The sequence below is a fragment of the Bradyrhizobium sp. USDA 10063 genome (genome assembly GCF_054063735.1).
This window is the reverse complement of record NZ_JBSSGP010000002.1, coordinates 8,419,245-8,431,828: the sequence shown is the minus strand read 5'-3', so window position 1 is coordinate 8,431,828 and position 12,584 is coordinate 8,419,245. Positions and strand designations below refer to the sequence as shown.

Sequence of the window (12,584 nt, the reverse complement as noted above, 5' to 3'; positions counted from 1 at the left end):
CAGGAAATCCGACGCCTCATCTTAAAGCTCGCGCAGCGCCGGATCCCAATCGCTCGCGTCCTGGCATGGTCCACATTCCGACGCGCCCATCAAGCCGCAGCCCGAAAGGCGCATCTCAAATCAAAAATGCAACTGTAGTGCTAGGTGGTGTGGACAGTTATCTAAGCCATAAGATGATGGCTGCGAGAGTGACGACAGCTCGGTAATTTCGGGCGGTCCTTTCGAAGCGGGTTGGGACGCGGCGGAACTGCTTGAGTTTTGAGAAGCAGCATTCCACGAGATGGCGCTGGGCATAGAGATGCTTGTCGAGCGGATATTTGAGCGCGCGTGACGGGTTGTTGGGCATGACGGCGAGCGCCTTTGGCGGCGATGGCTTGGCGCAGGTGATCGGCGTCATAGGCCGTATCGGCCATGACGACCTCGGCAGGCAGCCCCTCGATCAAGGCCGCGGCTTGCGGTGCATCGCCCTTCTGGCCTGCGGTAAGGGTAAAGCGCACAAAAGCGCACCGGGCCCCCCAAGCCACGGACGGCCATATGGATTTTGGTGCTCAGGCCGCCGCGCGAGCGGCCGATCGCGTGATCTTCAGACCCCCTTTTTTCGCCCCGGCGGCGTGCTGATGCGCCCGAGCGATGGTGGAATCGACGATCAGATATTCGAAGTCCGGATCATCGGACATCCTCGAAGATCCGCCACCAAACGCCCTTGATGCGTAAGCGGCAAGCTGAGGCAGTCAGTCGGCGTGGCTCAGTGGCGTAAGCGCAGATCACCTCACCGACCGCGGATCTTCACTTCGAGCTCACGGTCCAGTTGTTGAAATCGAAGTTCATTCCCCCCGAGGACGAGGTGATCTCGACGCCGTATTGGACGCTACCGACGTTTATGTCGCCAAAGTACCCCTTCGACTTGAGCCACTGCAGGATGCTCTTGATATCCACTGTCCCGCTGTTGGTCTTCGAAGTGCGCAGCAATGAGATGACCTTGTGACCATTGAAGCCTTCAAACACGTTCCAAGTCGCCCCGCCCACATCGACATTGCTGTAGACCGGGATCGCCGCCCCGGAAGAGGCATAATGATATGAAATGGGCTTAACGTTGCCGCTACCGTCCGAGTTTCCGGTGTAGTTTGTCCAGAGCATTATCTCATACTGGTTTGAGCTGTCCCAGATATCGTAGGCGACGTCCCAGGCGCCGCTAGTAGGAACATCCTGATTGAAGCTCGAGCTCAGGGTGTTGATTGAACTGAGCGGTTTCCCGATATTGAAAGCCTCGTGCGGATAGCTCTTGATGCCAGGAGTATTAGGCTGGTTCGACCACACGCCCCACCGATTGACTGCACCCACCGAAATTGTCTGAGGCCCAGCGCCTGCGCCCCATACGTCGTTGTTCCAAGAGTAGCCATCGCGTGAAAACTTCCCGTATGGAGCGCTCGAACTCCAAATCGGCGCCTTTGCCGATACAGGCGCGGCAGATGATGATGACCCGGCTTCATTCACGGCCTGCCCAAATGGATCATGATCCTCCTGTGTCCAGACGTACCCCGTTGGGGACCCTGGCGAGCCGCTCCCGCTTATCCGATTGGAGTCCATAAAGCTCTCCTTTCTGTTATGAGAACAAAGTCCCTTGCAGATCCGCCAGTGGGTTACCTCGGTTCGTGACCAGTTCAGTCATAGGCGGCATCGTCATCTAGAGACCAAGTTCGATGCTAGGAAGGTTGGCTTTCGAGAAGCTGACGAGCTCGAGGAAAAAGGTGAATCCGCTGACCTTGCCCCCATATGTGGATATGTGGAACGGCCCGCGTGGCAAGAGCTTTTTCAGTCGATTTCACACATTGGAACGGTGCGGTCATATGTCCGGCCTTTTGCGCGCGGCACATGGCCGCTGGCCTCGATGAGATCCGCAAAACGAGGAGCTAAATCAAGTTTACGCGCTTGAGCGCATTGGAGGCAGTAGCTTCACTCGTTTCGGGATTTCGTCCCATGGGTTCATCGTCTGTTGTTGCACCTTGCCCCCTGCCGGCCTGCGCCGGTCAGATCGTTTTGGCGGTCACTGCGTCCATCAGGCGGCGACCGCAGTAATCGCCAGTGGGTCGGGGACGCCGATAAGTTCCGCCCTTGTTCAGAAGCGCCCAGATGATCCGCGCCGTCTTATTGGCCTGCGCGACCGCTGCAACCTTGAAGGGCCGTCTGGCGAGGAGCGCCTTCAGCCACGGCCGCGCCCGAGCGTCGTTTCGGGCGACCCGCAAGACGGCTGTTGCCCCGACGACGAGGAGAGCGCGGAGTTCCGGATTTCCCATCTTCGATATTCGTCCCAGCCGCTCTTTGCCTCCGCTTGAATGAGACCGCGGCGTCAATCCAAGCCAGGCGGCAAAGTGGCGAGCCGACTTGAACCCGCCGGGATCCGGCACGAGCGCCTTGATGGTCGCCGCCGTAATGGCGCCGACGCCAGGGATCGTGGTCAACCGACGCATGTCCTCGTCGCGCTTGGCCTCCACGACGATTGCGCGCTCGAGCCTCTCGATCTGGTCGGCTGAAGCTTCGATCTCATCGGCAATAGCCATCAGAGCGAAGCGTGCTGCGGCGGGCAGGCGAGCATCTGTTTCGTCCCGCACGATCGCGACCAGCGCCTCAATCTTTGCCAGGCCGGCGATGGCGATGATGCCCAATTCGGCCAGATGCGCGCGCAAGGCGTTGACTGCCTGCGTTCGCTGCCGCACCAGCAGGGCGCGGGTCTTCAGCACCATCGCGGCAGCCTGCTGCTCGGCCGTCTTGATCGGAACGAAGCGCATGGTCTTTCGGGTTACCGCTTCGCTGATGGCCTCTGCGTCCGCTGCATCCGTTTTACCTCGCTTGACGAACGGTTTGACATAAGCCGGCGGAATGAGCCGCACCTCATGACCGAGAGCTGCGATCTCGCGCGCCGCCCATTAGTGGGCGCTACCGCAGGCTTCCATCCCCACCAGGCATGGCGGCAGCTTCTCGAAGAAACGCAAGACTTCGCTGCGTCGAAGCTTCCGGTTGAACATAGGCGAGCCCTCGGCATCCGCGCCATGAACTTGGAAAACGTGCTTGGCCAAATCCAACCCGACGGTGCTAACCTGCTTCATGGAACGGTCCCTCCTTTGTGGCGTTCGAACAACGACCACGTTCTAGCACTTTGATGCTGTTGGAGCGGGCCGTTCCACCACATCAAGTTTTATCCAGTTCTGAGTTCGCCCCGGTCGTTGGATTTGCCCGGTTGGGCGGTGGTAGCGACGGGGGCTGGCGCGGAGCCCTCGGCATAGCGCAGCGCCAGCTCCCGGCGCGGGTTGCAGGTGATGGCGAACTCGGACGGCGTCTTCCATCCGAGCCGCGAGTGTGGTCGTGCATCGATGTACAACGAGGTTTGAGAACGCCCACAAGACCGTTCGCCGTGAAGTTCTTTATCGGTTTCATCCCTGGGCTGGGAAGGCAGTCTTCGTCCATGCTGTGATCGACAGGGCGGATGGCAGCTTTTTCCGCTGAACGCTGGACGGATCGGAATCGACGCGCTGGCTGGAGATCCGTTCGTGGATGTTTGACCGCGCCTCGTGCGCTCGCGGTCACGCACTGACGACGGAGCCCTGTGTCAGCCTGGAAACGCTGAGCTCGTTGTGAGGGCTACTGGATTTGGCGGTGAAACCGCCTCAGCATCATCGAATGAGCCGCTTTCGAGCGCATGCGGAACCTCTCGCGATCAGAATCGGGGAGACGCCCATGGCACGGAAGGCGGCGACGTCCGCGCAAGCGGCTCGGCACAACCGGCGGTTCGATGTGCATCAGATCGACCTGTTCGGCGACAGTCTCACAGGCGGCAGCATCGGTGCACCAGCATGGCGGGAGCTGCCGAGGGACGCGCAGGCGACGCTGGTCAGCTTATTGACGCAGCTGATGCTGGAACACGCGCGCGTCATTGCCGGGACAGCAAAGGCGGAGGCCGGTCATGATCGCTGACAAGATTTGCCCTCACCATCTGAAGCGCAAGGCGATCCTCTATGTGCGTCAGTCCTCCGCCCATCAGGTGTTGCACAACCGTGAGAGCAGCGCGCTGCAATACGCCATGCGCGAGCGATTGACGGCGCTGGGCTGGTCCGAGATCGAGGTGATCGACGATGATCTTGGGCGTTCGGCTGCTGGCGGCGTTCAGCGTACGGGCTCTGAGCGGATGGTGGCGGAGGTCTGCCTCGGCAAGGTCAGCGCGGTCTGCGCGCGGGGGTCTCGCGCTTCGCCCGCAATAGCCGGGACTGGCAGCAGCTGATTGAGATGTGCCGCGTCGTCGACACGGTGTTGGTCGATCAGGAGGCGATTTACGCTCCGAGGCATGGCAATGACCGGCTGCTTCTTGGACTGAAAGGCAGCCTGAACGAGTACGAGCTTGACCTCTTGCGCCAGCGCGCCCGCCGTTCGCTCATCCCGAATGCCTCTCGCGGATGAGTGACAGCTTTCCGCTCAGCCGCGGGCGTCACCATTTCTTTTCCAGAAGATCATTCAACGCCGCATTGTCCAGCATAGCGTCGGCCAAGAGCCGCTTCAGTCGCGTGTTCTCATCCTCCAGCGTCCTCAGCCGCTTGGCCTCCGAGACCTCCATCCCGCCGAACTTGGCTTTACATTTGTAGATGCTGGCGTCGCTGACGCCGTGCTTGCGGCACAGATCGGCGACCGAGACGCCGGCCTCGTGCTCCTTCAAAATCCCGATGATCTGCTTCTGTATTCGGTCGGCTTCTGTCAAGCCCCTTAGAACACGCGCCGCGGGTACCTTGCTTCTGTTCGTGGTCGGTAAAGCCGCCACATGATGGGATTCGGTGGATGGTCGGTTCAAGCTCTTCGGCGTAGTCGCCCACCTTTGGGGTGGGACGCCACGACAGATCATACGAACTCGACCATCCCAACGCCCTGCGACGGGCGTCTGAGGGCAATGGCGCTTCTACGCCGCCGCCGTCCATCGGAATTCGGTTCTATCGACCCACATTCGGTGAAGGACGACAGCCATCTTTCTGGCCAACGCGACCTTCGCGCGCTTGCTCCCTTGCCGGTGTGCAACCCACACGGCCCAAGCCTTCGTCGGGGACCATCGAGTCGATGGTCTGAGAACGACATTAGCGGCCTCGAACAAGGCGGTGCGCGTCTCCGGGTCTCCGACTTTTGTGATCCGCCCAATCCGATCAATCTCGCCCGATTGATATCGACGGGGCGTCAAACCCAGATAGGCGCCCACGGATTGAGAGTGCACGAACCTTCTGGGATCATCGATGGTGGATCGGAAGGTCAGCGCAGAGACTGGTCCAATGCCGGGCATTGTCATCAAGCGTCGACACGCGGGGTCGCTACGCACGGTCTTCAGAACAAGACGATGCAGCCGGAGATATGCGCGCATCAGCGCTTCGCGTGCGGCAATAAGTGGATCGATGATCATCTGCAGTATGACGTCATTGGTGACTAATTCGCGTACTCGCGTCGCAAACAGATTCCGTGAGATGGTCCCAACTTTGAGGCCCAAAGGCCGCAGGAGTCCTCTGATGACTTGCTCTGCAGCAGCGATTGAGCGAATGACATGCTTGCGAGCCGCTGCCAGTGTTCGCGCCCTTTGGCTCCCGATACTCTTGATGTGGACCGGCTTGAACCAGCCCGTTCTCACCAACTGCGCGATCCCACGCGCGTCGTTCCGATCGGTCTTCACTGGCATAGCTGAAAGTGCTGCCTTGACCTGGCGGGCTTCCAAACTAACGGCCGGCAGCCCCAGTGCGATTAGATTCACGGTCAGCCATTCTGAGGTCGGCCCTGCCTCCAGGCCCACCCGCTCAACCTGACCAGTCCATGGTGCGAGGTACCGTAGAATCGATGGCGCATCTGCCGACGTCGTTCCCTCCTGAAACAGCCGTCCGGTTTCATCGACCGCGCATATTGCAACGGAGTTCAGGGAAACATCCAGGCCGACGTAGATCATGACTTTCCTCCTTTGATGGAATGGGTCCATGATCGTCAGTCAAAAGCGGGGTACTCAGCAAATAGGTCAGGCGATCGGGACCGAATACCCCATCTTCTTCCGAAAAGCGGCTGCGCTTCATGCTCTGGTCCTTGTCTTGGGCCAGAGCGCACTTCAACCTGGATTAAATCCGTGGGGCAAGGTCACCGCGCCCGGGTTTGCCGTCACTCGGATGAGAGCAGCCTGGCTGAGACAGTGGCAACGATCCTTTTGATGACGAGCCTAGTTCGAACATACTTACAGCGAACGTCCAACAATGAGTGGGGCGTCTCGTTCGATTTGCTGAAGTTCGCAAATTTATGGGTAATGCCGTCACTAGCGCTGGCCCGCAGGCAGTTGTTCGTCTGTGGTAGGCGACGGTCGCGATTCTGATCGTGCTCTTACGGGTATTCGCTCAACATTCCAGCGTTTCAAATATCCAATAGCTTCATGCCATGTCGCGACCTCGCTCGTTTCAGTGTCATTCAAACAGCGGGCGATACCTTCCCACACCGGCACAAGATGTAGCCGAATGAGCGTTCATCACCCGCAAGTGAGAAGTTGACAATTATCAGGTGATGCCGATCGAGTTCGATCTGCCGATCAGCCATTGACGCCTGCGCGGTTTAGCTTGGTGACCGCTTTCAAGTCTGCAACCTGACGCTACGTGAGATTCAAGCTGGTTTATGCTTCATCTGTTTCCGTGGCGACGAAGTACAGCTGATGGCGATCGCAGAGAGATCTCCCTGGCGCAGGCTCTTCGGCGAACTCTCGTCCGAAGTCGCAAACCTGACGTGGAACGGCGCCAGCAGTCGTTTTTCATTGTCGTATCCCCACCCTCCTGACGGTTGTATTGAGAAATTCCAGCCAATCGCATTGGTGACGCCGCAAAGATTGGACTATCCCTTGTTTCTGCCATGTTCGAGTCCAAAGCAGAGTTCGCGATTTGCCGATCGCACTTCGCGATCGGGCAGCACGTGCTGAAGGGGAATTTCATGTCAAAGCCGGTTGTGATTGTGGTGGGCGCGGACAAGGGTGGTGTCGGCAAGACGACCGTATCCCGAACGCTTCTGGACTATTTCAGCACCAATAGCGTGCAGACACGCGCATTCGACACGGAGTCGCCGCGGGGAACGCTGAAACGTTTTCACCCCGATATCACCGAGATTGTCGACATGACGACGACTGCCGACCAAATGAAGATTTTCGACACCCTGAACTTAGGGCTATCTGTCACCGTGATCGACGCCCGCGCAGGCTTGCTGTCCTCAGCGCTGGCCTCCTTGCGCGACATCGGCTTTTTGGATGCTGCGCGGTCCGGCCAGATCACCTTTGCCGTATTCCATATTTTGGGCCCCTCCATCGCTTCGCTGGACGAGATCGCCGAGACCGCCAACTTCATGAGTGGTGCAAAGTACCTTCTGGTCAAGAACTTCATCAACGACACCCAGTTCTTCCAGTGGGACCAGTCGACCTACAACTCCTATTTTCACCGGATCAAGTACGCGACCGAGCTGACCATCCCGAAGCTCAATGCGATGGCCTATGAGCAGGTCGAAGTCGCTTCCGTTCCGTTCGTCGACTTCGTTGCAAACAAAGCTCGGCACGACGAGGCTGCGAACTACTCCTTCGTGCTGCGCGGCTATGTCCGGCACTGGCTTGCGAATGTCTGGAACGAGTATGACCGCATCAACTTGACGGAGTTGGCCGGCGCCAAGTCAGTGACCCGCGGCGGCGAAAAATAGTGCCTCGTTCGGCGAGCTAAGGGCTGAACCGCTTACGAAATCCGCGTGATATTGCTGGTGATGTTAGCCACGCCCATCTACATCATCTGCTCTCCCAGCCCGCAGGTCGGTAAGACCCTCATCGCTCGCCTCGTGAGCGAGTTCTTGCTGTTGAAGAACGGCACGGCGCTCTCGTTCGACGTCAACCTAAAGGAGCCGTCGCTGGTCGACTACCTTCCTAGCATCACTGAGACCGCGGACGTGATCGACACCTACGGCAAGATGCAGCTGATGGACCCGCTTATCTTCCACGACCGGGTGGCGAAGGTGATCGACCTCGGCTTCCATGCCTTCGACGAGTTCTTCAGAATGTGTAAAGAGATCGGCTTCATAAAGGAGGCGATGCGCCGCAATGTCGCGCCGATCATCCTGTTCGTCGCGGGTACCGACCGCGTCTCCGCACGCAGCTTTGAGATGCTGCGGCGGCAGATTCCACCGAGGGCGCTGGTTACCGTCCATAATGAATTCGCGCTGCGCGGCGAATTACCCGAGGCCATGGAGTGCACCCGCGTACTGCACTTGCCGGCGCTGCCGGTGTTTCTGAAAACTTACGTCGACCGATTGAGTTTTTCGTTCACCGACTATCTGCGCAAGGAGAAGGATCCAACCTCCGAGTTGCATCAGTGGATCCAGCGGAATTACATCATGCTCCGCGATCTCGAATTAACCGTGATGCCGCAGTGATCCACTTGAGGCTGGATCGCGCATGTCGACGGCTCCCGAGGTACGAGAGCTTTTCGACGCTCAGTCGGGTCGCTCGCGTCCACATGCCCGGCCGGTTGGTGAGGTGGATTGGCCGCTAGCCAAGGTGGTTTCGTGGTCAAGGTCTCCGTCGCCACCCCGCTGGCGCACGCCAAGGGCGGTCAGTTCGTCACCCATGTGACCCATGTGAAAGGCGCTGCCCGGCGATCCCTACGGTCATACACTCAAGACGGTAATCCCGGAACTGAAGACGCTGACTGGCGATATCGTCGAGCGCCTGGTTCTTCACAAAGGTTATCGCGGCCACGATGTGCCGCCCGATTACGGGCGTTCACCTCAGGCCAGAAGCGGCGGATGAAAACGCGAGCTGCGCCGCCGCTCGGCGTTCGAACCGGTCATCGACGATCTCAAGTCCAAGCCGAATGCCGCAACTATCTCTAGCACCGCCAAGGCGATACCGCCAATGCCCATCCTGGCCGCCGCCGGCTACAACTCCCAGCGTCTCCTCCGCTGGCTGCAGCCCCTGTTGCGCCAAAGCCTTGTCCAGCTCATTCTCCGACTTCAGCCCGTCCCGAGCTGAAACCCGGGCTCTTGCCGGACGACTCACTATTCAATTCGCTCGTCCTGTACGGATTCGGTTCGCTGGCGGTCCGATAGTCATCCAGATTGCCGCCCAGAAACAAGCGCTCCGTCTCTCGGGTTGGCGTTCTGCCCAGCGACGCCATGAGCTCCACATCCGCATCAATGTTGTCGTGATCTTCGACGTTCATCCCGAGCGCAATACTGCTCATGATCGCTTCGGGCGTCCAGATGGCGGCCCTCGGTATCGTGTAGGTGTGCAGCGTGCTGGCGTTGTTGGCGATTGCCCTCGCCCAAGGGTCTCGCGAAATGAGCAGTTTGGAGGCGTCGTCGACCAATGACACAAAAGGAGACTCGGTCCGACCGCGCATGTGCCATCCAGCTTGGCGCGCCCGATCCAGAGGATATCGTTCCAGAGGATCGCCAATGCAAGAACGCTCCCGCGCCGTGCTACGTACATGCGATATTGCGCTCGTCTCGTCTTCCGCGCGTGGCTTGCAATCGCTATCCTCGTTCTGAAAACGCCGCAGCTTTAAATACGACGATGCCAGCACGTCGTCGAAAATGCGGTCGCCGTCGACACTGTCGGCTGAAGACCCGGTCCCTGCTGACCACTGTGCTGATCGCTGCTCAGCCGACTCGATTTCGTTCCTGAGCGTTTCAGCGTTCGCACCGGCCAGCGTTGCGACAAGCTGGGCGCGCGCTTTAACAAATGACGACGCTGGGTACCGTTCGCCCTCCCGGATAGCGGATTCTTTCACATTGCCCTTCGTCACAGTCGAGGATGATCCAATCTCGGACTCTGTCAAAGCGGCAGCTGACTCTGATACTCGGTGGATTGGCCGCAACTCACTTAGCTGCTGTTCAAAGTTCGCTTGATCCGCGGACGAGTGTGCTGTTGAGCCAGTTTGTGCGCTCAGGCCGCCTGGCTGTTGCTGCTGTCGTGGAGAATCGCAAGCTTCAATGGGGTCGTCTGTGGTGTTCCGTGGATCGATATTCATTCTGTTCTCCTCGAGTATGGGTTGTTTCAAGCTATATTTCGCGAAGGCGCTTACGAGAAGCTGACGAGTCAGGGAAGGAATGCCCACCAAGGCCCAAACTTTTCGGACGCTCCCCGCTTGCCTGCCATCGCTGGGCAGGAGAACATCCCGCGAACCAGCGTGCACCGGGCAATCCCGCGTCTTTGGCGCGTCTAAAAACACCTAAGTGGCCAGAGAAGATCGAGCCGGTGGCCGCTCGGCGCACAGGTTGGGAGAATGATCCGCTGTATCGAGCGCCGCGGCGGGCCCTCATGCGCGTTTGCCGCGTGTTTCCCGCGCAGTGGTGGGAGAGCGTGCGGCTATCGGACTTCCCCCGCTCTCAGTCCTGGTGCTTGACGTCGACTTAAGACGAAACGCTTAAGAGCACTCCCCAAAAATGAGGACGTCCCGAATAGGGATGACGACCACGACCCATATCGTTTCCTTGCCTGGGAAACAGCCTCTGATCGTCTTCCGTCCAATTGAGAATGACTGTGGTTCCGAGCGCCAGTGAAGGCCACCTCTGGCTCGCGTGAGATCTTTGATGCATGCCTGCTTTGAGGCATTGCGGTGCTTTTTCTCCAATTCTTCTATCGTCGCTGCTTCAGGAGGCCTGGAAGTTTTTAAGATATTTGTGCAACGACCCCTCTAAGGGACTTGAATCTCACGCAGCGTCAGATTGTAGGATTTCCGACACACATGTTGCGACAATCCGTCGTGCCAACACTTCCGGACAGGTAGCAAGAATTGCGAATGCCTCAAACCCGTAAGGTCGCGCCGCGCGATTCCCTGATGTTCCCCGGGCACTTCTCCCGAAGGCCTGTCGTCCATGGAATTTTATGCGCTGGACGGGGGGCCGGCGCCGACCCTTTGCGGCTGCAACAGGACGAAGCTGGCTGTCTTCGCCTCGCCGTTGCCGAACGAGAAAGAAAGCCAAGTTCGACATCCAATCGCTCCGCCGCCGTTAGTCATAGCGGCGGGAATGTAGGCAGCAAAACGGCCCAAACCGCAGTCGCGAGAACGCATCCGCGCGAACGGACTTCCCCTTGCTCCGGTGCGCTGGATGGGGCTACAGCGTCGGTGACGCCTTGGACGTGCCTGGATGTCGGGATTGCTGGCGTTGGGTATGTAGCTTGTCGCCTATCGAGACGCCGTTTGTCTAGCCGGGGGCGCATTGGTTTTTTCGTTCTACGTTAGCGGCCTCTGCGGTGATCGGCCAGCTACGGGGGACGACCTGCTTTGATCCGTTTCACAACTTTCATTTTGGTTATGACCAACCGACGCCACAGGTCGTCGACGGCATGGCAGGACCGACTGCGCACTCGGGCCAACATGGGAGCTCCAAATGCTGATTTCTCGTGTCAGTTCAACTGCAGATCCAGTCATTCTTCCTTCTTTGGTTTCGACTGCGGACGCTATCGACGTTGATACCGGCCTCGCCGGGTCGATGACCGGGCTCACTGCCGGCGATCCTCGACCAGATGCGCGAGGGTGCAGCCAAGATTGTCGATGCTTTGAATTATCCCGGCCTACTTCTCGATACCAAGACCACGTTGAGCTCTATCAGGAACGCATACGATCCACAGCAGACAGGCCGAAATTGCCAATCGCATGACAAGGGACCTGACCAAGTTAGCCGTCGGCCACTATTGCTCTTCTTCGCGATCCCGGCTTTCGACATTTGGTTGAAGCCTAAGTACTCAATCTAGTTGGGCTTCGTGGTCGACGGTGATGTGCTCAGTGTCTTGTCATGACTTGAGAAGAGGCGATGAAATGCGAATTCTCGTGGTTGATCATCATGCGGACTGTGCGCGCGCCGTGCAAGGAGCGCTCTTGGGTTGCGGTTTCGCCGTTGATGTGACACCTACCCTGGATGAGGCGGCTCTCGCTCTTTGTTACGCAACGTATGACATTCTCCTGCTCGAGTTGGCCCTACCGGATGGAAACGGCTTGGACTGGCTGAAGCAGTTGAGACGTGACGGTCATTCGGTGCCTGCCATGATGATGAGCAGCTTCAACGATCTCCGTAGGCGGATCGCGATTTTCAATGGTGGTGCGGACGATTTCCTGCCCAAGCCCGTGTCTACTGATGAACTCATCGCCCGGATGCGAGCCATTCTGCGGCGATCAACGCAAATGATCGCCCCCGTCGTGACATTTGGCAATCTCAACTTCGATCCGATCGGTCGGCAAGTTTCCGTTGGTGGTCGACCGCTAAAGATCGCTCGCCGCGAACTGTGCATTCTTGAGCATCTGCTCAGCCGCGGCGGCAAAACCGTGTCCCGCGCGTCACTGGAGGATAGCCTCTATACGTTCGACAATGAGGTCTCGACCAATGCACTTGAAGTCGCAATGTATCGCTTACGCGGGCATTTGAGTCAGTCGGGTGCGACGCTACGGATCAAGAACGCGCGCGGCATCGGCTACTTCCTTGAATTGGATAGCGCCGCATCGTCAGCGTCGATCGAACCTGAAAGCCAAGACTGTTTTGAAGTTCGCTCTTAATCGTGATTATGGCAACGG

At 58.6% G+C, this 12,584-nt stretch carries 9 protein-coding genes and 4 pseudogenes; 6 read left to right on the top strand and 7 right to left on the bottom strand.

All coding sequences use genetic code 11. From position 1 onward, the window contains the following. Nucleotides 1-157: 157 nt before the first annotated feature. From ACVJGD_RS41465 to ACVJGD_RS41450, 4 genes and pseudogenes are all read right to left on the bottom strand, one after another. Nucleotides 158-705: pseudogene (locus ACVJGD_RS41465) on the bottom strand (IS5 family transposase); the annotation flags it as partial. Between the two features lie 81 nt (nucleotides 706-786). After that, nucleotides 787-1,587, bottom strand: a complete 801-nt coding sequence (locus ACVJGD_RS41460; protein WP_456639497.1) for a glycosyl hydrolase — start codon at nucleotides 1,585-1,587, stop codon at nucleotides 787-789. Between the two features lie 440 nt (nucleotides 1,588-2,027). Further along, a pseudogene (locus ACVJGD_RS41455) lies at nucleotides 2,028-3,104 on the bottom strand (IS110 family RNA-guided transposase). An 89-nt stretch (nucleotides 3,105-3,193) separates the two neighbouring features. After that, nucleotides 3,194-3,373: pseudogene (locus ACVJGD_RS41450) on the bottom strand (IS3 family transposase); the annotation flags it as partial. A gap of 359 nt (nucleotides 3,374-3,732) precedes the next feature. Here ACVJGD_RS41450 and ACVJGD_RS41445 point away from each other — a divergent pair. Genes ACVJGD_RS41445 through ACVJGD_RS41435 form a run of 3 tightly spaced genes read left to right on the top strand, consistent with a single transcriptional unit; the run spans nucleotide 3,733 to nucleotide 4,449 of the window. After that, the gene (locus tag ACVJGD_RS41445; protein ID WP_456639496.1) at nucleotides 3,733-3,969 is read left to right on the top strand and encodes a hypothetical protein; all 237 of its coding nucleotides are present in this window, start codon (nucleotides 3,733-3,735) and stop codon (nucleotides 3,967-3,969) included. Next, the gene (locus ACVJGD_RS41440; RefSeq protein ID WP_456639495.1) at nucleotides 3,959-4,273 is read left to right on the top strand and encodes a hypothetical protein; all 315 of its coding nucleotides are present in this window, start codon (nucleotides 3,959-3,961) and stop codon (nucleotides 4,271-4,273) included. The genes ACVJGD_RS41445 and ACVJGD_RS41440 overlap by 11 nt, the downstream gene beginning before the upstream one ends. Nucleotides 4,274-4,278: 5 nt before the next feature. Then, the gene (locus ACVJGD_RS41435; protein ID WP_456639494.1) at nucleotides 4,279-4,449 is read left to right on the top strand and encodes a hypothetical protein; all 171 of its coding nucleotides are present in this window, start codon (nucleotides 4,279-4,281) and stop codon (nucleotides 4,447-4,449) included. Here the strand turns inward: ACVJGD_RS41435 and ACVJGD_RS41430 are convergent. Together ACVJGD_RS41430 and ACVJGD_RS41425 are read right to left on the bottom strand one after the other, a co-directional pair. Then, a pseudogene (locus tag ACVJGD_RS41430) lies at nucleotides 4,410-4,744 on the bottom strand (transposase); the annotation flags it as partial. The gene ACVJGD_RS41435 and the pseudogene ACVJGD_RS41430 sit on opposite strands and share 40 nt — an antisense overlap. A gap of 195 nt (nucleotides 4,745-4,939) precedes the next feature. Continuing rightward, on the bottom strand, nucleotides 4,940-5,959 hold the full coding sequence (locus tag ACVJGD_RS41425) for an IS110 family RNA-guided transposase (RefSeq protein ID WP_456639493.1): 1,020 nt from the start codon (nucleotides 5,957-5,959) through the stop codon (nucleotides 4,940-4,942). A gap of 1,013 nt (nucleotides 5,960-6,972) precedes the next feature. Here ACVJGD_RS41425 and ACVJGD_RS41420 point away from each other — a divergent pair. Together ACVJGD_RS41420 and ACVJGD_RS41415 are read left to right on the top strand one after the other, a co-directional pair. Beyond that, nucleotides 6,973-7,722, top strand: coding sequence for a hypothetical protein (locus ACVJGD_RS41420; protein ID WP_456640556.1), 750 nt, complete (start codon nucleotides 6,973-6,975; stop codon nucleotides 7,720-7,722). A gap of 60 nt (nucleotides 7,723-7,782) precedes the next feature. Continuing rightward, a complete protein-coding gene (locus ACVJGD_RS41415) occupies nucleotides 7,783-8,445 on the top strand; it encodes a hypothetical protein (RefSeq protein WP_456640555.1) in 663 nt (220 codons plus the stop codon). A gap of 566 nt (nucleotides 8,446-9,011) precedes the next feature. On the opposite strand, the gene ACVJGD_RS41410 is transcribed toward ACVJGD_RS41415, so the two are convergent. Continuing rightward, the gene (locus ACVJGD_RS41410; protein ID WP_456639492.1) at nucleotides 9,012-10,043 is read right to left on the bottom strand and encodes a hypothetical protein; all 1,032 of its coding nucleotides are present in this window, start codon (nucleotides 10,041-10,043) and stop codon (nucleotides 9,012-9,014) included. 1,791 nt (nucleotides 10,044-11,834) lie between these two features. Between ACVJGD_RS41410 and ACVJGD_RS41405 the strand changes: the two genes are divergently transcribed. Next, nucleotides 11,835-12,566 (top strand): response regulator transcription factor, encoded by a 732-nt coding sequence (locus tag ACVJGD_RS41405; protein ID WP_456639491.1) that lies wholly within the window; start codon nucleotides 11,835-11,837, stop codon nucleotides 12,564-12,566. The last annotated feature ends 18 nt before the right edge of the window (nucleotides 12,567-12,584 follow it).

Coding starts and splice junctions, on each gene's coding strand:
- ACVJGD_RS41460 (WP_456639497.1), bottom strand. CDS start 1,587: ATGGACTCCAATCGGATAAGCGGGAGCGGCTCGCCAGGGTCCCCAACG.
- ACVJGD_RS41445 (WP_456639496.1), top strand. CDS start 3,733: ATGGCACGGAAGGCGGCGACGTCCGCGCAAGCGGCTCGGCACAACCGG.
- ACVJGD_RS41440 (WP_456639495.1), top strand. CDS start 3,959: ATGATCGCTGACAAGATTTGCCCTCACCATCTGAAGCGCAAGGCGATC.
- ACVJGD_RS41435 (WP_456639494.1), top strand. CDS start 4,279: ATGTGCCGCGTCGTCGACACGGTGTTGGTCGATCAGGAGGCGATTTAC.
- ACVJGD_RS41425 (WP_456639493.1), bottom strand. CDS start 5,959: ATGATCTACGTCGGCCTGGATGTTTCCCTGAACTCCGTTGCAATATGC.
- ACVJGD_RS41420 (WP_456640556.1), top strand. CDS start 6,973: ATGTCAAAGCCGGTTGTGATTGTGGTGGGCGCGGACAAGGGTGGTGTC.
- ACVJGD_RS41415 (WP_456640555.1), top strand. CDS start 7,783: ATGTTAGCCACGCCCATCTACATCATCTGCTCTCCCAGCCCGCAGGTC.
- ACVJGD_RS41410 (WP_456639492.1), bottom strand. CDS start 10,043: ATGAATATCGATCCACGGAACACCACAGACGACCCCATTGAAGCTTGC.
- ACVJGD_RS41405 (WP_456639491.1), top strand. CDS start 11,835: ATGCGAATTCTCGTGGTTGATCATCATGCGGACTGTGCGCGCGCCGTG.